18 protein-coding genes are annotated in these 19296 nt (G+C 71.1%); 9 read left to right on the top strand and 9 right to left on the bottom strand.

Translation table 11 applies throughout. The annotated features are described in order from the left end of the window. Nucleotides 1-243: 243 nt before the first annotated feature. The gene (gene msrA / locus ABZ904_RS20390) at nt 244-912 is read right to left on the bottom strand and encodes a peptide-methionine (S)-S-oxide reductase MsrA (RefSeq protein WP_361824853.1); all 669 of its coding nucleotides are present in this window, start codon (nt 910-912) and stop codon (nt 244-246) included. Between the two features lie 126 nt (nt 913-1038). After that, nucleotides 1039-2157 (bottom strand): hypothetical protein, encoded by a 1119-nt coding sequence (locus ABZ904_RS20385; RefSeq protein WP_359392268.1) that lies wholly within the window; start codon nt 2155-2157, stop codon nt 1039-1041. 317 nt (nt 2158-2474) lie between these two features. Between ABZ904_RS20385 and ABZ904_RS20380 the strand changes: the two genes are divergently transcribed. Further along, nucleotides 2475-3629 carry a cystathionine gamma-synthase gene (locus ABZ904_RS20380; RefSeq protein WP_359392266.1) on the top strand — a complete coding sequence of 385 codons (1155 nt, stop codon included), beginning with the start codon at nt 2475-2477 and terminating at the stop codon, nt 3627-3629. Nucleotides 3630-3638: 9 nt separating this feature from the next. Here ABZ904_RS20380 and ABZ904_RS20375 read toward each other — a convergent pair whose 3' ends face one another. The 3 genes from ABZ904_RS20375 to ABZ904_RS20365 all read right to left on the bottom strand — a co-directional run bounded on the left by ABZ904_RS20375 (nt 3639) and on the right by ABZ904_RS20365 (nt 5297). Next, nucleotides 3639-3887, bottom strand: a complete 249-nt coding sequence (locus tag ABZ904_RS20375) for a hypothetical protein (protein ID WP_359392264.1) — start codon at nt 3885-3887, stop codon at nt 3639-3641. A 66-nt stretch (nt 3888-3953) separates the two neighbouring features. Continuing rightward, nucleotides 3954-4475: a sigma factor-like helix-turn-helix DNA-binding protein gene (locus ABZ904_RS20370; RefSeq protein WP_361824849.1), complete on the bottom strand. Its 522-nt coding sequence runs from the start codon at nt 4473-4475 to the stop codon at nt 3954-3956. Nucleotides 4476-4790: 315 nt separating this feature from the next. Further along, nucleotides 4791-5297, bottom strand: coding sequence for a MarR family transcriptional regulator (locus ABZ904_RS20365; protein ID WP_359392260.1), 507 nt, complete (start codon nt 5295-5297; stop codon nt 4791-4793). 162 nt (nt 5298-5459) lie between these two features. Between ABZ904_RS20365 and ilvA the strand changes: the two genes are divergently transcribed. The 3 genes from ilvA to ABZ904_RS20350 all read left to right on the top strand — a co-directional run bounded on the left by ilvA (nt 5460) and on the right by ABZ904_RS20350 (nt 8758). Further along, entirely contained in the window at nt 5460-6689 is a 1230-nt protein-coding gene (gene ilvA, locus ABZ904_RS20360; protein WP_359392258.1) for a threonine ammonia-lyase, read from the top strand. 201 nt (nt 6690-6890) lie between these two features. Next, nucleotides 6891-7901, top strand: coding sequence for an ATP-binding cassette domain-containing protein (locus ABZ904_RS20355; protein ID WP_359392256.1), 1011 nt, complete (start codon nt 6891-6893; stop codon nt 7899-7901). Continuing rightward, the gene (locus tag ABZ904_RS20350; RefSeq protein ID WP_359392254.1) at nt 7898-8758 is read left to right on the top strand and encodes an ABC transporter permease; all 861 of its coding nucleotides are present in this window, start codon (nt 7898-7900) and stop codon (nt 8756-8758) included. Before ABZ904_RS20355 ends, ABZ904_RS20350 begins: the two co-directional genes overlap by 4 nt. 90 nt (nt 8759-8848) lie before the next feature. Here the strand turns inward: ABZ904_RS20350 and greA are convergent, their stop codons facing one another. Further along, nucleotides 8849-9349 (bottom strand): transcription elongation factor GreA, encoded by a 501-nt coding sequence (gene greA / locus ABZ904_RS20345; RefSeq protein ID WP_359392252.1) that lies wholly within the window; start codon nt 9347-9349, stop codon nt 8849-8851. A gap of 170 nt (nt 9350-9519) precedes the next feature. Continuing rightward, on the bottom strand, nt 9520-9918 hold the full coding sequence (locus ABZ904_RS20340; protein ID WP_359392250.1) for a DUF4307 domain-containing protein: 399 nt from the start codon (nt 9916-9918) through the stop codon (nt 9520-9522). A gap of 157 nt (nt 9919-10075) precedes the next feature. On the opposite strand from ABZ904_RS20340, the gene mca reads away from it, so the two are divergent. Continuing rightward, on the top strand, nt 10076-10954 hold the full coding sequence (mca, locus tag ABZ904_RS20335) for a mycothiol conjugate amidase Mca (RefSeq protein WP_359392248.1): 879 nt from the start codon (nt 10076-10078) through the stop codon (nt 10952-10954). 6 nt (nt 10955-10960) lie between these two features. Next, complete coding sequence (locus tag ABZ904_RS20330; protein WP_359392246.1) at nt 10961-11224, top strand: hypothetical protein; 264 nt, start codon at nt 10961-10963, stop codon at nt 11222-11224. Between the two features lie 59 nt (nt 11225-11283). Here ABZ904_RS20330 and ABZ904_RS20325 read toward each other — a convergent pair whose 3' ends face one another. After that, complete coding sequence (locus tag ABZ904_RS20325; RefSeq protein ID WP_361824842.1) at nt 11284-14520, bottom strand: tetratricopeptide repeat protein; 3237 nt, start codon at nt 14518-14520, stop codon at nt 11284-11286. A gap of 213 nt (nt 14521-14733) precedes the next feature. On the opposite strand from ABZ904_RS20325, the gene ABZ904_RS20320 reads away from it, so the two are divergent. The 3 genes from ABZ904_RS20320 (at nt 14734) to ABZ904_RS20310 (ending at nt 18352) form a co-directional block, all read left to right on the top strand. Next, nucleotides 14734-16821, top strand: a complete 2088-nt coding sequence (locus ABZ904_RS20320) for a thioredoxin domain-containing protein (RefSeq protein WP_360995764.1) — start codon at nt 14734-14736, stop codon at nt 16819-16821. Nucleotides 16822-16947: 126 nt separating this feature from the next. Further along, nucleotides 16948-17595 (top strand): TetR family transcriptional regulator, encoded by a 648-nt coding sequence (locus ABZ904_RS20315; protein ID WP_361824839.1) that lies wholly within the window; start codon nt 16948-16950, stop codon nt 17593-17595. Between the two features lie 25 nt (nt 17596-17620). Beyond that, nucleotides 17621-18352, top strand: a complete 732-nt coding sequence (locus ABZ904_RS20310) for a Mut7-C RNAse domain-containing protein (RefSeq protein WP_359392238.1) — start codon at nt 17621-17623, stop codon at nt 18350-18352. Nucleotides 18353-18576: 224 nt separating this feature from the next. Here ABZ904_RS20310 and ABZ904_RS20305 read toward each other — a convergent pair whose 3' ends face one another. Further along, nucleotides 18577-19290: a hemolysin III family protein gene (locus ABZ904_RS20305; protein WP_361824836.1), complete on the bottom strand. Its 714-nt coding sequence runs from the start codon at nt 19288-19290 to the stop codon at nt 18577-18579. Nucleotides 19291-19296 lie beyond the last annotated feature (6 nt).

The raw sequence follows: 19296 nt of genomic DNA, 5'->3' as shown, positions 1-19296 counted from the left end.
CGAACTGGTGCCCGTCCGCACAGCCGCCTGCTGAATCACCCACCAGCCAACTCCCCAGGCCAACACGCCCCGTGATCAATCGCGGGGCAGCCCGTAAGCACTCCGCCCGTGACCCGCCGACCGCTGGAGAGCCATGTGGATGAACGAAGAGCCGCCCTGACCTGTCTCACGCTCTGCTCCATGAGAGGGCGGGTGCGGTGCCAACCACTCTCTGCGCCTACGTTCCGAACCCACCCGGCGATGTCAGCCTTCGGCCTTCGCCACGCCGATCGGGCAGGACACCCCCGTCCCGCCCAACCCGCAGTAGCCCGCCGGGTTCTTGGTCAAGTACTGCTGGTGGTACCCCTCCGCCGGGTAGAACTCGCGGCCCTCCGCGGGGAGCAGTTCCGTGGTGATGGTGCCGTAGCCGGAGGCCGTGAGGACCTTCTGGTAGGCCTCGCGGGACGCCTTGGCCGTGGCTGCCTGGGCGGCGGAGTGGGTGTGGATCGCCGAGCGGTACTGCGTGCCGACGTCGTTTCCCTGGCGGAAGCCCTGCGTGGGGTTGTGGGACTCCCAGAAGACCTGGAGGAGGCGCTCGTACGAGATCTGCTTCGGGTCGTAGACGACGCGGACCACCTCCGTGTGGCCCGTCAGGCCCGAGCAGACCTCTTCGTACATGGGGTTCTCGGTGTAGCCGCCCTGGTATCCGACGAGCGTGGTGTGGACGCCTGCCGGGAGCTGCCAGAACTTGCGCTCGGCGCCCCAGAAGCAGCCCAGACCGAAGTCGGCGATCTCCAGGCCTTCCGGGTAGGGGCCGAGGAGCGGGGTGCCGAGGACCGTGTGCCGTTCGGGGATCGTGAAGGGCGGGGTGGAGCGACCGCGCAGGGCTTGTTCCGGGGTCGGCAGCTGGGGCACGCGGCTGTACAGGAACATGCGGTCTCCACGGGGTCACGGCCGGGGTGGGATGCGTCTGTGACAACGTGCCCGTCGCCACGGGAATTCCGGGCCCCTCCGGGGCGGAGAAGTCGCCCACCCCCTGGCCGCTCCTTCGCCTTTCGCTCAGCGTGGCAGCGTCGCCGGGCTTCCTCCGTTCGCCTCGTAGCCCGCCACCGCCAGTGCGCGGAAGACCGCGTAGTCCGCGGCCGGGTCGGAGGTCAGGGTCCAGGGCAGTGCGCCGACATGGCCGTCGACGTGGACCAGCTGGGCCATGGCCTCCGACCAGCGCTCGCTGCGGACCAGGAAGAAGACCAGGAGGTGGCGGACGTGCGCCAGCATCGGGTCGTCGGAGCGGGCCGACTGCACCGCGTAGAGGGCGCCGTGGATCGCCTTCGTCACGACCTCGCTCTGATAGAAGCTGCGGACCAGGTTCACCTCGGGGAGGTGCTCGAAGACCGCGAAGAGGGGCATCGCGGCGAGGAGCGAGCCCTGCGGGGCGCGGGCCGCGGCCGCCTCCGCGAACGCGTACGCCACCTGCCGCGAGCCGTGCCACTTCTCGCACCAGTAGTGCAGCGCCGCCAGGTGCGCGCCCATGTGGGCGGGGGAGCGGTCCAGGATCTTCAGCCACAGCTGCTCGAACTCCGGCTGCGGATACGCGAGTCCGCGGGCCACCGAGAGCTCGATGATGTACGGGATCGGGTCACCGGGGGCAAGCAGCGCCGCCTCCGCGCACGCCGACTTCGCCTCCTCCATGATGATCCGGAACTCGTCCGTCCCCGGAGTCGACGTGCGCCATGCCTGCTGCACCAGGAACTCCGCCTGCACGGCCGCGCCGCCCGCGTCCTTGGGGGCCTCGGCCCGCCATACCCGCAGCCACTGCCCGCCCGGCATCTCGCTCACGCCGCCGGGCCGCTGCTGCAACTCGAGGGACGCGGCGCCCGCGAAGGCCTGGACGCGCTGCCAGCGTGTCTCGCCCTCTTTCTCCGTGCCGGCCAGGAGCTGGGACGCCGCGCGGTAGTCCTGCGTGCGCTGCACGACGTCCAGGACATCCAGCAGGTCCTGGTCGGGGCCGGGCATGCGGATGTCCAGCTCCTCCTGGCGGACGAAGCCATAGTTCGCCGGATCCGCGGCGTCCGGGTCGCCCGGCGCGACCTGCTGGATACCCGCGCGCCTGCGCATGAGGACGGGCAGCAGGACCAGGCTGATCATGGCCAGCGCCATCAGGACCCAAAGAATCACCATGTCTCAAGCGAACCAGACGGGTCCGGCAGTTGGCCAACCTGGTCGCCGGGCCTGTGGAAAACCCGGCGGCGTATTGCGGCGAGGCGTCCGGCCGGGCTGCCGGCCGCCTTCCGCCGCCGCGGTCGCCGCTCCCGCCGACCTGCTGACCGCTCCCTCCCACTCGCCGACCGCTCCCGCCCGTCGACCGATCCCCTCGTCCGTCGACTCCGTCGACCCCTCGCGACGCTCCCGCTCGCGCACCGGACACTCCGTGCTCACCCCGGCGCCGTCGGGTCTTCGCCGTCATCCTCGTCCCGGGCGCACTACCCTCGGTCCTCATGAGCGACAGGCACATCAGTCAGCATTTCGAGACCCTCGCGATTCACGCGGGGAACACCGCCGACCCCCTCACCGGGGCGGTCGTCCCGCCGATCTACCAGGTCTCGACGTATAAGCAGGACGGCGTCGGCGGCCTGCGCGGCGGCTACGAGTACAGCCGCAGTGCGAACCCCACCAGAACTGCCCTGGAGGAGAACCTCGCCGCCCTGGAGGGCGGCCGCCGCGGCCTCGCGTTCGCGTCCGGACTGGCGGCCGAGGACTGCCTGTTGCGTACGCTGCTCAGCCCCGGCGACCACGTTGTCATCCCGAACGACGCGTACGGTGGTACGTTCCGCCTCTTCGCCAAGGTCGTCTCGCGGTGGGGTGTGGAGTGGTCGGTCGCCGACACCAGCGATCCGTCGGCCGTACGAGCCGCGCTGACCCCGCGGACCAAGGCCGTCTGGGTGGAGACCCCCTCCAACCCGCTGCTCGGCATCACCGACATCGCCGCCGTCGCCCAGATCGCCCGTGACGCGGGCGCGAGGCTCGTCGTCGACAACACCTTCGCGACGCCCTACCTGCAGCAGCCCCTCGCGCTCGGCGCGGACGTCGTCGTGCACTCCCTGACCAAGTACATGGGGGGACACTCCGACGTCGTCGGCGGTGCGCTGATCGTGAACGACCCCGAGCTGGGCGAGGAGCTGGCCTACCACCAGAACGCGATGGGCGCGGTCGCGGGCCCGTTCGACTCGTGGCTGGTGCTGCGCGGCACCAAGACGCTCGCCGTCCGCATGGACCGGCACAGTGAGAACGCCGCCAAGGTCGCCGACATGCTCACCCGGCACGCGCGCGTGACGAGCGTTCTGTACCCGGGCCTGCCGGAGCACCCCGGGCACGAGATCGCCGCCAAGCAGATGAAGGCGTTCGGCGGGATGGTGTCCTTCCGGGTCGAGGGTGGCGAGGAGGCGGCCGTCGAGGTGTGCAACCGTGCCAAGGTCTTCACCCTGGGCGAGTCCCTGGGCGGTGTGGAATCGCTGATCGAACACCCGGGGCGCATGACGCACGCGTCGGCCGCCGGCTCGGCCCTGGAGGTTCCTGCCGACCTCGTCCGCATCTCCGTGGGCATCGAGAACGTCGACGACCTCCTGGAGGACCTGCAGCAGGCCCTCGGCTAGCCGCCGGTCTCACCAGTCGCTGATCGGTGGAGTCGTCGTGGACGGCGGCTCCGCCCAGGGGCGTGTGTACAGGGCCCAGACCGCGAAGGCGACGGCGGCGGCGATCAGCACCAGCCACATCAGCCGGCGGGCCACGATGCGGCGGCGCAGCATCCGGCCGCCGCGCCGCAGGACCTCCGGGTACAGGCCGGGCGGCACATGCGGCGGCGTCCGCTCGAGCAGCCGCCGTACGGTCGCCTCACGCTCGGGCATGTTCATCGGTCACCTCCGCTTGACCGGGTCCGGCAGGGTCCCGGAAGGCGTCCTGTTCTCGGCGCGGCCCCGTCACGAGGGCGCCGGCTTCGCCACCGGCACCGTCGGCGCCGGGCCGGGCGGCGGGTGCAGCAGCGTGGTCATCGCCCGGGCGTAGATCGCGCGCACCCGCTCGGGGGACAGGCCGAGGAGGGCGCCCGCCTGTTCTTCGGCCACACCCTCGTACAGCCTCAGGACGAGGATCAGCCGCTCCTGGGGCGACAGGTCCGCCAGCATGCCCCGGGCCTTCGGCCGGCGCCGGCCGAAGGCCCCGTACCGGTACCAGGCCCCGTACTGGTGCCACGCCCCGCGCGCGAAGCGACTGGCCAGATACTGGCGCGCCCGGTCGTAGGGGTCGTCCCCGCGCAGCCGGTCCCAGGACGCGTAGGTCTGGGCGAGGGTCAGCGTCAGCAGGCGCTGCGCGCGCGGGTTGTCGTCCGGGCTCTCCGCGGTGAGCAGGGTTGCGGCATGCAGCAGCCGCCCGGCCGCGCCCGCGACGAACGCCTCGAACTCACGGGTCCGGCGGGCGCCATGGGAAGCGTGCCGTTCTCGCACCGCGCCTCCCCCCTGCGGGCGATCATGAAGCGGACCGGACCTCGTCGACACCGTGCGGGCCGCCGCGCACGCACGGCAGGATCTGGGCGTGTACGGCGAACCGGACCGTGTACGACGGGTTCCGGTCTCATATCAGACCGGCCGCGCCCTCCGGGTCAAGAGCCGGGGAGCGCTCGAACGCGCGCGTGCCGGGCCGGTGACGCAAAGGGCGGGGTCCGCGGGGTGCGGGGGAGGCGGTACGTCGGGCGCGGTACGTCGGCGCGCGGCGCAGGGTGTGGGCTGCCCGCGCGGGACGTGGCGCTCAGGACGTCGGGCTCAGGTGGCCGGCTGGGACTCCGGTCCCGGGACCCCCTGGGTGGCCTGCCGGGCGGAGAGGGCCGCATTGAACCGGGTGAGCAGGGTGCAGAAGTCCTCGCGCTCCTGCGGTGTCCAGTCGGTCGTCAGTTCGGCCATGAATTGCCGCCGGGACGAGCGGACCTCCTCCAGGCGGGCCAGTCCGCGCGGGGAGAGCTGGAGTACCACCGCGCGCCCGTCCTCCGGGTGGGAGGTGCGCTTGACGAGGCCGGTGTCGACGAGCGGGGCCACCTGCCGGGTGACCGTCGACGAGTCGATGCCCATGCTCGCCGCCAGCGCCTTGACGCCCATCGGGCCCTCTTTGTCGAGGCGGTTGAGCAGGAGGTACGCGGCGCGGTCCATGGAGTTGCGCACCGGCCCGACCCCGCCGAGCCGCGTCTGTTCGGCGCGCCGCGCGAACACCGCGACCTCGTGCTGCAGGGTGTCCAGAAGGCCGGGTTCACCGACGGTCGACATGTCCATCGACATTTCAGGCGTTGTGGGCATGGCCGGGGGCTCAATTCATGCGTGGGGCTGGGTTGGGGGACAGGGTACGCGGCCGCGGCGCAGGTCGTACCGGCGCTGCACAAACCTGTCCAGGGCTTTGGTCACACCCGCTGCGAAGCGGCGTGAACTGCGAGACTGGTGGTCATGAACTACAGCACGGCTGACTCCTTGCCGGCGGTGACTTTGGACGACGTACGGGGCGCCCAGAAGATGCTGTCGGGCATCGCCCGCGTCACGGCCATGGAGGGCAGCAGGCACCTGTCCCAGCTGGTGGGTGCGCCGGTGCAGTTCAAGTGCGAGAACCTCCAGCGGACCGGGTCGTTCAAGCTGCGCGGGGCATACGTGCGGATCGCGGGGCTGCTGCCCGAGGAGCGGGCGGCGGGCGTCGTCGCCGCGAGCGCGGGCAACCATGCGCAGGGCGTGGCCCTCGCCTCCTCGCTGCTCGGGGTGCACTCCACGGTCTTCATGCCCAAGGGTGCCCCACTGCCGAAGATCAGCGCGACCTGCGAGTACGGCGCTGACGTACGTCTGCAGGGCCAGGTGGTGGACGAGACCCTGGCCGCGGCGCAGCGGTACGCGGCCGAGACGGGTGCGGTCTTCATCCACCCGTTCGATCACCCCGACATCATCGCGGGCCAGGGCACGGTCGGTCTCGAGGTCCTCGAGCAGTGGCCGCGGGTACGCACGATCGTCGTGGGCATCGGCGGCGGCGGGCTGGCGGCGGGTATCGCGACCGCGGTGAAGGCGCTGCGCCCGGATGTGCGGGTGGTGGGCGTGCAGGCGGAGGGAGCGGCGGCGTACCCGCCCTCGCTGGCGGCCGGGCGCCCGGTGTCGGTCGACAACCCGGCCACGATGGCCGACGGGATCAGGGTGGGGCGGCCCGGTGAGGTGCCGTTCCGGATCATCCGCGACCTGGTCGACGAGGTCCGTACGGTGTCCGAGGACGCGCTGTCCGCCGCGGTGCTGCTGTGCCTGGAGCGGGCCAAGCTGGTGGTCGAGCCGGCCGGCGCGAGTCCGGTGGCGGCGCTGCTGAGCGATCCGGGCGCCTTCGAGGGCCCGGTGGCGGCGGTACTGTCCGGCGGCAACGTGGACCCGGTGCTGCTGCAGCGCATCCTGCGGCACGGCATGGCCGCGCAGGGCCGCTACCTGGCCGTCCGGCTGCGGCTGACCGACCGCCCCGGAGCCCTCGCGACGCTTCTCGGGGTGTTGTCAGTGCTCGACGCTAACGTCCTCGATGTGAGTCACGTACGGACCGATCCACGGCTCGGGCTCACGGAGGCGGAGGTCGAGCTGCACCTGGAGACGAAGGGCCCGGAGCACTGCGCCGAGGTCTGGCAGGCGCTGCGGGACGCGGGTTACACCGTCATCGACTGAGTACCGGCCGTTGTCGAGGCCGAGTGGAAAAATTCGTTTGAGAGACGCGATACATCGCGTTATGGTGTGGTCGCCTCATCGCGTCCGCCGTGCTGCGGGACCATCGCGCCTGCGCGGGCGGAAAAAACACATCGAGCGAACGAACGCCTGAACGTACGCTCTTCCCCCATTCCCCGAACCCCAACGACGTGGAGAACTCATATGCCAGGCGCCATCTATGCCGAAGGCCTGGTGAAAACCTTCGGCGATGTAAGGGCTCTGGACGGCGTCGACCTCGACGTCCCGGAGGGCACCGTGCTCGGCCTGCTCGGGCCCAACGGCGCGGGCAAGACCACCACCGTCCGCTGCCTGACGACCCTGCTGCGCCCCGACAGCGGCAAGGCGCTCGTCGCGGGGATCGATGTGCTCGCGCACCCCGACGCCGTACGACGCTCGGTGGGTCTGTCCGGGCAGTTCGCCGCGGTCGACGAGTATCTCACCGGCCGCGAGAACCTTCAGATGGTGGGGCAGCTCTACCAGATGAAGTCCAAGGCGGCCAAGCAGCGGGCGACCGAGCTGCTGGAGCAGTTCAACCTCACCGAGGCCGCCGACCGGCCCACGAAGACGTACTCCGGCGGTATGCGCCGCCGTCTCGACCTCGCCGCCGCGCTGGTGGTCCGCCCGCCCGTGATGTTCATGGACGAGCCGACGACCGGTCTGGACCCGCGCAACCGCCAGCAGTTGTGGGAGGTCATCAAGCAGCTCGTCTCCGGCGGCACGACCCTGCTGCTGACCACGCAGTACCTGGAAGAGGCCGACCACCTGGCGCACGAGATCTGCGTCGTCGACCACGGCCGCGTCATCGCCCGCGGCACCTCCGACCAGCTCAAGGCGCGCACGGGCGGTGAGCGCGTCGAGGTGGTCGTCCACCAGCGCGAGGACATCCCGACCGCGGTGGAGGTGCTGAGCGGCTTCGGCAAGGGCGAGGCCACGGTCGAGGAGCACACCCGCAAGCTCACCGTCCCCGTCGCCGGCGGTGCCAAGCTCCTCGCCGAGGTCATCCGCGAACTGGACACCCGCGGCATCGAGATGGACGACATCGGGCTGCGCCGTCCCACCCTGGACGACGTCTTCCTGTCCCTGACCGGCCATGTGGCCGAGGAGAAGCCCGAGGACAACGGAGCGGCCGAGAACCCCAAGGCCCACAAGCGCACGAAGGAGACCGCCAAGTGAGTGCAGGCACCGACACCGTGACCGCGGCGGCGCCCGCGAACCCTCTCGGCCAGTCCGTCCGTGACTCGCTGGTCGTCGCCAAGCGCAATCTGATCCGCATGACCCGGATCCCGGAGATGGTGATCTTCGGGTTGATCCAGCCGATCATGTTCGTGGTGCTGTTCAGCTATGTCTTCGGCGGTTCCATGCGGGTCGGCGGCAGCACCAGCCCCGACGACTACCGCAACTTCCTGATGGCCGGCATCTTCGCCCAGACCGTCACGTTCGCCACGGCGGGCGCCGGCGCGGGCATCGCCGACGACATGCACAAGGGGCTCATCGACCGCTTCCGCTCGTTGCCCATGGCGCGGGGCGCGGTGCTCACCGGGCGCACCCTCGCCGACCTCGTGCAGACCGCGCTGACGCTGCTGGTCCTCGCGATCGTCGCGGTCCTGGTCGGCTGGCGTGTGGGGTCCAACGCCGACACCAACATCGGCAAGGTGCTCGGCGCCTTCGGTCTGCTGCTCCTGCTGGGGTACGCGTTCACCTGGATCGGGGCGCTGATCGGCCTCTCGGTGCGTACGCCGGAGGCGGCCACGTCGGGCGGACTGATCTGGCTGTTCCCCGTCACGTTCATCTCGAACGCGTTCGTGGACACCACCCACATGACGCCATGGCTGCGGCACGTCGCCGACTGGAACCCGTTCAGCGCCACCGTGCAGGCCTGCCGCACGCTGTTCGGCAACCCGCCGGTGCACTCGTCCTCGCATGCGTGGCCGATGGAGCACCCCGTCTGGGCGTCGCTGATCTACTCGGTTCTGATCATCGTGGTGTTCCGGACGCTGGCGGTGCGGAAGTACCGCTCGGCGACGGCCTGACCCGACAGGGGTCCGGGGCAGCCGGCCCCGGGCATGGCGATGCCCCCGGTGCTGAAGGCACCGGGGGCCCGCGGAAGACGCCGGGGAGGCTCAGCCCTGGTAGGGCTCGGCCTTCAGGATCTTCACCGAAGCCTTCTTGCCGTTCGGCAGCTCGTACTGCGCGTCCTCGCCGATCTTGTGGCCGATCACGCCGGCGCCCAACGGAGACTGCGGCGAGTACGTCTCGATGTCGGCGCTCGCGTACTCGCGCGAGGCGAGCAGGAACGTCAGCGTGTCGTCCTCGTCACCGTCGAAGGCGATCGTCACGACCATGCCGGGCGCGACGGTACCGTCGTCCGAGGCCGGGGCCTCTCCGACCTGGGCGTTCTCAAGGAGCTGGGTCAGCTGGCGCACACGGAGCTCCTGCTTGCCCTGCTCCTCCTTGGCCGCGTGGTACCCGCCGTTCTCGCGCAGGTCGCCCTCCTCACGCGCAGCCGCAATCTTGGCGGCGATCTCCGTGCGCGCAGGACCAGTAAGGTACTCAAGCTCGTCCTTGAGCTTGTTGTACGCCTCCTGGGTCAGCCAGGTGACGTTCTCGCTGGTCTGGGTCACAGGGTGCTCCTCGTCGGTACTGGGAAATACAAAGCATCGCCCTACCCAGAAGAATGTTCCTTCACGGGTGGGCGAAACCACGAGCCTAACAATTCAGCGGCGGAAGGGGGAGGACATAAGCCATCAGAATTATGTCAATGCAGGTCAGCGCCTACGTGAGAAGAGTGACGTCAGTCGGCGTGGCAGCCCAGCAGCTCCGCCGTGGACCCCTCGGACGTCGTACGCAGCGTGACGACCTTGTCGATGCGGGTGGTGTGCCCGCCGAACCGGAAGTCCGCCCGGCCCACCTCGGTGCCGTCCGCCGACTGGGAGCGCACGGTGCAGTAACCGCTGGCGTTCGCGTCCTTGCGCACCTCGAGATGGACCTTGACCGAGTCCTTCCCGGCCTCGAAGGTGATCACCTGGCCGCTGATCTTGTTCTGCGCGACGTAGTGGTACCCGAACCAGCCGACGAGGATCAACAGCAGAGCCCCGAGCACACTGGCGACGATCTTGAGTGTGCGGTCGGCGCGGTCGTCGGCGGAGCGACCGTAACGGCCCTCGGGCAGCCGCGTGCTCGCCGTACTCATGGTCGTCCTCTCGGCCGTCACCGGGACGGACGTCCCGGAAGGGGTGCTCCGGGAGGGGCCCCGGAATTTTTCGCCCCCCGATTCGGTCACTATAGAAGCCGCACATCGCGCCGAATCACACCGGGCGCCGACCTGCCGACTTACTGAGGATCGAGTCTTGACTGACCAACTGCGACTGATGGCAGTGCACGCCCACCCTGACGACGAGTCGAGCAAGGGCGCGGCCACCATGGCGAAGTATGTGTCCGAGGGGGTGGACGTGCTGGTGGTGACCTGCACGGGCGGGGAACGCGGCTCCATCCTCAACCCCAAGCTCCAGGGCGACAAGTACATCGAGGAGCACATCCACGAGGTGCGCAAGAAGGAGATGGACGAGGCCCGGGAGATCCTCGGCGTCAAGCAGGACTGGCTCGGCTTCATCGACTCCGGCCTGCCGGAGGGCGACCCGCTGCCGCCGCTGCCCGAGCGCTGCTTCGCCCTCGAGGACGTCGACAAGGCGGCCGGCGAGCTCGTTCGCAGGATCCGCTCGTTCCGTCCGCAGGTGATCACCACCTACGACGAGAACGGCGGCTACCCCCACCCCGACCACATCATGACGCACAAGATCTCCATGGTGGCCTTCGAGGGCGCGGCGGACGGCGAGAAGTACCCGGAGGCGGAGTTCGGCCCGGTGTGGCGGCCGCTGAAGCTGTACTACAACCAGGGCTTCAACCGTCCGCGGACCGAGGCCCTGCACAACGCCCTGCTCGCGCGCGGCCTGGAGTCGCCCTACGCGGACTGGCTGAAGCGCTGGGACGAGTTCGAGCGCGTCGAGCGCACGCTGACCACGCACGTCCCGTGCGCGGACTTCTTCGAGATCCGGGACAAGGCGCTGATCGCCCACGCCACGCAGATCGACCCCGACGGGGGCTGGTTCCGCGTCCCGCTTCAGCTCCAGAAGGACGTCTGGCCGACCGAGGAGTACGAGCTCGCGAAGTCCCTCGTGGACACCTCTCTCCCGGAGGACGACCTCTTTGCAGGCGTCCGCCGGCCCTGAGGGACAATGCCTGACATGAGCGCAAGCGTGAGCCCGGCCATGACGCACCTCGTCACCCTCGCCGAGGTCGACCAGAACAAGGTCACCCCCGGTGTCCTCGGCTTCATCGTCTTCGCGGTGATGGCTGTGGCGGTCTGGGGCCTGATGAAGTCCATGAACAAGCACATGGGCAAGGTCCGCTTCGAGGAGGACGCCTCCGACACCGGCGAGAAGGCCGGTACGGAGGGCTCCGGCACGGTCAAGGGAGCACCCAAGGCCCAGCGGGGCTGAGATCTCCCACTTCGGGGCCGCGCCGACACACCCGGGCGCGGCCCCCGTCGGGGTGCCCGTCAGTTCCCGGCGGGCACCTCCACCCCCATCACCTCCCGGGCGTGCCGTCCGGGCACCATCCCCAGGCGCCATGCCTGCCAGCCGTCCTCCAGGCTCACACCGCGCTCCAGCAGCACCCCGTACGCCCCGACGACGTCGTCCAGCTTCTCGTCCCTCGTCGGATGGCCGGCGCGGGACAGCTGCGCCAGTTCCTCCTCGGCCACCGCGGTGCCCACCTCGACGCCTCCCGGGGAGGCGTAGGGCAGAAGGGTGCAGCGCAGGAAGCGCGCCCAGTCCTCCCCCCTGCGGTCGCCGTACGAGGTGAACAGGTCCACCGCCTCGTCGCACAGGGCGAGCGCCTGCTGGGTGCGGGCGTTGCCGGCGTCCACCACCGCCAGTTCCAGGCACGTCCACGCCTCGCCATGGGCCACGCCGATGCGCTGGAAGTCCGCCCTCGCGTCCACCAGCAGCTGCCGTGCGAACCCGGAGTTGCGCAGCGATCCCGTCCGGGCCGCCCGCTGGTCGCGGGTCACCCGCGCCGAGTGGTGGCGGGCGCAGGCCAGCCCGTACACGTCCCGCATCCGCGAGAACATCGTGCGGGCACGCTCCAGGTCGCGGACCGCCTCATCGAGTTCGCCCGCCTCCTCCAGGGCCTGGCCGAGGTAGTAGACGGTCCAGGCCTCGCCGCGTATGTCCTCGTTCTCCCGGTGACGCGCGGCCGCCCGGCGCAGTTCCTCGGCGGCGGCCGGCCCGTCGCCCGCGACCAGGCGGGCACGGGCCAGCTGGGTCAGCGCCCAGGCCTCACCGCGTGGGTCACGGGTGCGGGTGCACAGTTCCAGTGCGGTGCGCAGTTCCGTCTCCGCACGCGGGACCTCGCCCAGGCGCAGGGCCAGCTGACCGAGCTGGAAGTGCGCCCAGGCCTCACCGTGCACGGACTCGTTCTCCTGGTGGAGGACCACGGCGCGGGTGAGCAGGTCCAGCGCCCGGGCCGGCCGTGCGCGGTCGCGCTCCACCGCGGCCAGCGCGTGCATGGTCCACGCGCGGTCCGCCGCCAGCTCGGGGGAGGCCTGCAGTTCCAGCGCCTCCTCGAGCCTGGCCGTCGCCTCGGTGAGGTTGCCCTGGTGGTGGAGGGTGATACCGAGCGAACACAGCGCCCGGGCGGCGCCCGCGTCGTGATGCGCCTGCCGGTACAGGTCCACCACTGAGGCAAGCGTGGTCCGGGCCTTGTCCAGCTCACCCAGCTGACGTGCCGCGATGCCCGTACGCCAGCGCACCGAGCGCACCAGAAGGCCCTGGTCCACCTCTCCCGCCGTCGGTTTCGTGCGGGCCGGGGCGCCCCCGATCGTCAGCTCGCTGAGCTCGCCCAGCCGGTAGAGGTCGCCGCGCAGCAGGCAGTAGTCGCACAGGGCGCCCAGCAGGTTCAGCACCGCCGACTGATCGACGTCCTCCGCATGCCGCAGGGTGGCGGTGATGAAGCTCGACTCGTCGTCCAGCCAGCGCAGCGCCGCGTCCAGGGAGGTGAAACCGTGCGGTCCGAAGCGGTCCGAGCGGGTCGACATATTGCCGTCCACCAGGCGCAGCACCGAGTCGGCCAGCTCCGCGTAGTTCACGATCAGGCGCTCCTGGGCGGCCGTACGCTCGGCCGGCTGCTCCTCGTCCAGCAGCCTGGCCTGCGCGAAGGCCCGTACCACGTCGTGCAGGCGGTAGCGGCTGCCGCGCACATGGTCGATCAGGCCGGCGCGGGCCAGCGTCTGCAGATGCCGGGTCGCGTCCTCCTCGTCCGTGGCCAGCAGGGCGGCCGCCGCGGCAGCGCCCAGTGAGGTGCGGCCCGCCAGCGCGAGCCGTCGCAGCAGGCGCCGGGCGGCCTCCGGCTGGTCCGTGTACCGCAGCCACAGAGCGCGCTCCAGCGGGTCCACCGGGCCGTAGGCCGCGAGGTCCGCGGCCAGTTGGCGCGGGGTGCGCGGGCCGAGCGAGGAGCCGCAGACGCGCAGTGCCAGAGGCAGACCGCCGCACAGCTCCCGGGTGCGCTCGGCGGCCTCGGCGTCGTACGGGCCCGAAGTGTCCTGGGCCGCCGCGTTCAGCAGTTCCTCCGCGCCCGCCGCGTCCAGCGGCCCGACCTGGAGCTCGTGCACCCGGGCCGGCAGGTCCTCGGGCAGGTCGAGAGGTCCTCGCGCGGTGACCAGCACCAGGCTCTCGGAGCGCTCGGGGAGGAAGGCGCGCAGCTGCTCGGGGTCCGAGGCGTCGTCGAGCACGATCGTGACGGGCATGCCCGTCAGATGCTGGTGGTACAGCTCGGTCAGCCGCTTGACGTGCTGATCGGGCCCGGAGCGCTCACGGAACAGAAGCTGCTCACGGGGCGCGCCGAGCCGGTTGAGCAGATTGAGCAGGGCGTCGCGTGTGGACAGCGGCGGCTCGTCGGCGCTGTCGCCGCGCAGGTTCACCACGCACGCGCCCCGGAAGTGGTCCTTGAGGTCGTGCGCGGCGCGGATCGCGAGCGTCGTGCGCCCGGAGCCCGGCGCGCCGTGCAGGACGACCACCGACGGCTTGGTCTCCGTGGCCGCCCGGGCCGCCTGGACCCACTGCCGGATCCGTGCCAGCTCCTGTCGCCGGCCCGCGAACGGGCCCACGGGGTCCGGCAGCTGGCCGAAGGACTGGTCGAGCACCGTGCGCCGGCGGGCCGCCGCGCTCTTGTCGGCGCGGCGCAGCTGGGGTGAGCCCTTCGTGGGGGTCGTCGAGGAGAGGATCACCCGCTGCTGGTCGAGGAAGGGCCGGATGCCGCGGACCTCCAGGGCGGTCAGCCACTGCAGCCGCAGTTGCTCGAGGCCGCCGGGACGGCCGAGCTCACCGGCCCTGCGGCCGGCCGCCGGCAGATGGGACGCGGTCACCTTCACCACCGTGGTCGCGGCCCCCGCGATCCCGACGGTGACGGCGGCGCTCAGCGCCGTGCCGCCGCCCGTGCCCAGCACGAGGTCCGCGACGCAGGCCGTGGCCGCGGCCACGACCGCCACCGCGAGCGCCGTCGTGGCTCCCTCCTTCGCATACCGCTGACCGAAGGTCAGCCGGCCCGCCTCCACCTCTTCGAGAGCCCGTGTGTAGGCCTCGTACTCCTCCGCGGCCGTCTGCGCCATGGCGTCGAGCGCTCCGCGCGCCCGCGAGAGCAGTACGGCCCCATTGGTGCGACCGCCCGAGCGGCGCACCTCCTCCTCCACGGCCCGTGCCAGCAGCCGCTCGGCTTCCGTCCGATGGCCGTCCCGCATGTCACGTCCCCCTCCGGCGTCAACTCCCTTGGCTTTCAGTGTCCTTCGAGGAGGACAACAGCGCGAGGGTTGCGGGCGATCACGGAGCGGGTTCGATGACGTCCGGATCCCGCGGACCACTCCGGAGCTCCTTCCGGGTGACACCGGCAGCGGCGGCCGACCGTGTGTCGGCCGTGAGGCGACCGGACGGGCCGTGTCGGGCAGGATGGGGGTATGCCGAACCGACTGGCTCACGAGACCTCTCCGTATCTGCTCCAGCACGCGGACAACCCCGTCGACTGGTGGCCGTGGTCGGAAGAGGCCTTCGACGCGGCGCGCGAACGGGGCGTGCCGGTACTGCTCAGCGTCGGTTACTCGAGTTGTCACTGGTGCCATGTGATGGCCCACGAGTCCTTCGAGGACGACGCGACGGCCGCTTATCTGAACGAGCACTTCGTCAGCATCAAGGTCGACCGCGAGGAGCGACCGGATGTCGACGCCGTGTATATGGAGGCGGTCCAGGCGGCCACGGGCCAGGGCGGGTGGCCCATGACCGTCTTTCTCACGTCCGACGCCGAGCCGTTCTACTTCGGCACCTACTTCCCGCCCGCCCCGCGTCAGGGCATGCCGTCCTTCCTGCAGGTCCTCGAAGGCGTCCGGCACGCCTGGGCCGAGCGCCGGGACGAGGTGGCGGAGGTCGCCGGGAAGATCGTGCGTGACCTCGCGGGCCGGGATCTGCGGTACGGCGAGATGCGGGCGCCCGGCGAGGGGGAGCTCGCCCAGGCACTGCTCGGCCTCACCCGCGAGTACGACCCGCAGCGCGGCGGGTTCGGCGGTGCGCCCAAGTTCCCGCCCTCCATGGTCCTCGAGTTCCTGCTGCGCCACCATGCCCGCACCGGTTCGGAGGGCGCCCTGCAGATGGTGCAGGACACCTGCGAGCGCATGGCGCGCGGCGGTCTCTACGACCAGCTCGGCGGCGGTTTCGCCCGCTACTCCGTCGACCGCGACTGGGTCGTGCCGCACTTCGAGAAGATGCTGTACGACAACGCGCTGCTGTGCCGTGTGTACGCCCACCTGTGGCGCGCGACCGGCTCCGAGCTCGCCCGCCGGGTGGCGCTGGAGACCGCCGACTTCATGGTGCGTGAACTGCGCACCAAGGAGGGCGGGTTCGCCTCCGCGCTCGACGCCGACAGCGAGGAGGAGGTGCCGCGTGACGCGGCCGGCCCCGGAAGGGAGCCGGGGGAGCCGGAGCAGGGCGAAGGCGAGGGCCGGCACGTAGAGGGTGCGTACTACGTGTGGACGCCCGCGCAGCTCACCGAGGCCCTCGGCCCCGAGGGCGCCGAGATCGCTGCCCAGTACTTCGGTGTCACCGAGGAGGGCACCTTCGAGCACGGCAGCTCCGTGCTGCAACTTCCGCAGAGCAAGGGCGTGTTCGGCACGCAGAAGATCGAGTCGATAAGGAGCCGGCTGCTCGGGAGACGAGGGAAGCGCCCCGCTCCCGGCCGCGACGACAAGGTGGTCGCGGCCTGGAACGGCCTCGCCGTCGCCGCGCTCGCCGAGACCGGCGCCTACTTCGACCGCCCCGATCTGGTGGAGGCCGCGCTCGGCGCCGCCGACCTGCTCGTACGGCTGCACATGGACGAGCACGCCCGTTTGGCCCGCACGTCGAAGGACGGTCAGGTCGGCGCCAACGCGGGTGTGCTGGAGGACTACGCCGACGTCGCCGAGGGCTTTCTCGCGCTCGCCTCCGTCACCGGTGAGGGCGTCTGGCTCGAGTTCTCCGGGCTCCTGCTCGGTCATGTGCTCGCACAGTTCACCGACGGGAGCGGGTCCCTGTACGACACCGCCGCCGACGCGGAGAGGCTCATCCGCCGCCCCCAGGACCCCACCGACAACGCCGCACCGTCCGGCTGGTCCGCGGCCGCCGGCGCACTGCTCTCCTACGCCGCCCACACCGGCTCCGAACCCCATCGTGCCGCCGCGGAGCGGGCGTTGGGCGTCGTCAGGGTGCTGGGGCCGCGTGTGCCCCGGTTCATCGGCTGGGGGCTCGCCGTCGCCGAGGCGTTCCTCGACGGGCCGCGCGAGGTCGCGATCGTCGGCCCGTCCCTGGACGACCCGGCCACAAGGAGCCTGCATCACACGGCACTCACGGGCACCGCGCCGGGCGCCGTCGTGGCGGTGGGCCGTCCGGACGACGAACTGCCTCTCCTCGCCGACCGGATCCTGGTGAACGGCGATCCGACCGCGTACGTCTGCCGCAACTTCACCTGTGACGCACCGACCACGGATCCCCGGCAGCTGCGCAGGGCCCTGAGGAGCTGAAACGCGGCGCTGGCCGCCTTCACCCGCGGTCCCCGGCCGCTGTCCCGCCGCCCGGGGAACCGGGGCGGCCGCGGTACGTCGCCGGCGGCGTGGCCGGGGTCCTGAGGATGTCCGACAATGACAACCATGGCCGCCACCGCACACCGCTCGACCCTTGCCGCACCCCGTCCGGGGCTGCGTGAGCGGAAGAAGATCAAGACCCGTACGGCGATCCGCGAGGCGACCTACCGGCTGGTTCGCGAGCGGGGGTACGAGGCGACCACCATCGAGCAGATCGCGGAGGCGGCCGAGGTGTCCACCTCCACCGTGTTCCGGTACTTCCCGGCCAAGGAGGACATCGTCCTCACCGGCGCGTACGCCCCCGTCCTGGAGGAGGAACTGCGTGCCCGCCCGGCCGGCGAGCCGCTCGTGGAGTCGCTGCGCCGCGTGGTCCCGGACGCCGTCGAGCGGAGCATGCGGGGCGAGTTCGGGACGCCCGAGGACGCGGGCCTGCTCCGGCGGCTGATGGTCGAGGTGCCTGCGGTCCGGTCGCGGATGAACGAGCGCATGGCCCTGACCGGCCGGATGCTGTGCCGGGTGGCCGCCGAGCGCACCGGGCGCGACCCGGACGGCCTGGAGGTGCGCGTCCACTGCATGGGCGTGGCCGCCGCGCTGACGGAGGCATTCCTGTACTGGGCCGAACACGGGCGTCAGGACGACCTCGGCGCCTGTGTGGCCCACGCGCTCGATGTGCTGGAGCGGGGTCTGACGCCGGAAGAATTCAAAGCCCCCTGAGCCGTCCCCGTGCCATCCTGACCAGGTGAACAGACCGGAGATCCATGTCGATTTCGCCCCTGAGCTGGGGCTCTTCATCCCGCACGGGCGGCGCGGGCGAGCCACGAAGGTCGTCACCGACGGCGTCTCCACGCTCGGCCACGTCGTCGAGTCGCTGGGTGTGCCGCTGACCGAGGTCGGCGCGCTCGTCGTGGACGGCCGCGTCCTGCGCCCCTCCCATGTGCCGGCCGCCGGGGAGCGGGTCGAGGTGCGGCCCGTGGAGCGCCCTCAGCGGGTGCCCGGCGCTCCGCTCCGCTTCCTCCTCGACGTCCACCTCGGCACTCTCGCCCGCCGGCTGCGGCTGCTCGGGGTGGACGCGGCCTACGAGTCCATGGACATCGGTGACCCGGCTCTCGCCTCGCGCTCGGCCGCCGAGCGCCGGGTGATGCTCAGCCGCGACCGGGGACTTCTGCGCCGCCGGGAACTGTGGGCGGGCGCGTTCGTCTACAGCACCCGGCCGGAGGACCAACTGCGGGACGTGCTGCACCGGTTCGCGCCCGAACTGCGGCCGTGGACGCGGTGCACCGCCTGCAACGGTCTGCTGCGCGAGGCCACGAAGGAAGAGGTCGCCGACCAGCTCGAACACGGCACCCGGCGCTCGTACGACGTGTTCGCGCGCTGCCTGGTGTGCGGCCGCGCCTACTGGAAGGGCGCGCACCACGAGCAGCTGGAAGCCATAGTGGCGCGCGCCCTCACCGAGTTCCCGAGCCGCACCTAAGACTCCCTCGTCGCACGCGGGCCCCTGCGTTCTGCGGCAGAAACGTTAAGGCTGTACGAGCTGCGGGATCGGGGCTGGGCCTCGTGCAGGGCTGATGCGCCGGGCGTGTGATCGGCTCCGGGCGTGCGAACGTGCATGTGAACGAGCAAGTGATCGAACGAACGGACATACGAAAAGGCCGCGGCTCGATGCCGCGGCCTTTCGGAGCAGTCCGGTCGTCAGGGCTAGGCGTGCTGGTACGCCACCAGCGAGATCCCCACGTAGTGCACGACGAACGCCGCGAGCGTGAAGGAGTGGAAGACCTCGTGGAAGCCGAACCAGCGCGGTGACGGGTTCGGCCGCTTGATGCCGTAGATCACGCCGCCGGCGCTGTAGAGCAGGCCGCCGACGATGACCAGCACCAGGACGGCGATGCCGCCGGTGCGCATGAAGTCGGGAAGGAAGAAGACGGCGGCCCAGCCCATCGCGATGTAGCAGGGCGTGTAGAGCCAGCGCGGGGCGCCCACCCAGAAGACCCGGAAGACGATGCCGGCCGCCGCCGCGCCCCAGATCCCCCACAGCAGCCACTGCCCTTTGGCCCCCGGCAGGAGGAGCAGGGTCAGCGGGGTGTACGTGCCCGCGATGATCAGGAAGATGTTGGCGTGGTCGAGCCGGCGCAGGACCCCGTCCATGCGCGGGCCCCAGTTGCCGCGGTGGTAGAGCGCGCTGACACCGAAGAGCAGACACGCCGTCAGGACATAGATGCCGCAGGCGATTCGCCCCCGGGTCGAGTTCGCGAGGGCCGTGAGAATCAGGCCTGCGACGAGCACGGTGGGGAACATCCCGAGATGCAACCAGCCGCGGAGCTTCGGCTTGACCGGATGGGGCAAGGAGAGCGCGACGGGACCGCGGCCGGCTGCCGGCGAGTCCGTGGGCGCGTCGGGGACGGACGCAGTCATGGGCGG

The organism is Streptomyces sp. NPDC046900 (assembly GCF_040644975.1).
Classification (GTDB): Bacteria; Actinomycetota; Actinomycetes; order Streptomycetales; family Streptomycetaceae; genus Streptomyces.
The sequence above is the reverse complement of the archived record's forward strand: the minus strand, read 5'-3'. Positions and strand labels throughout refer to the sequence as shown.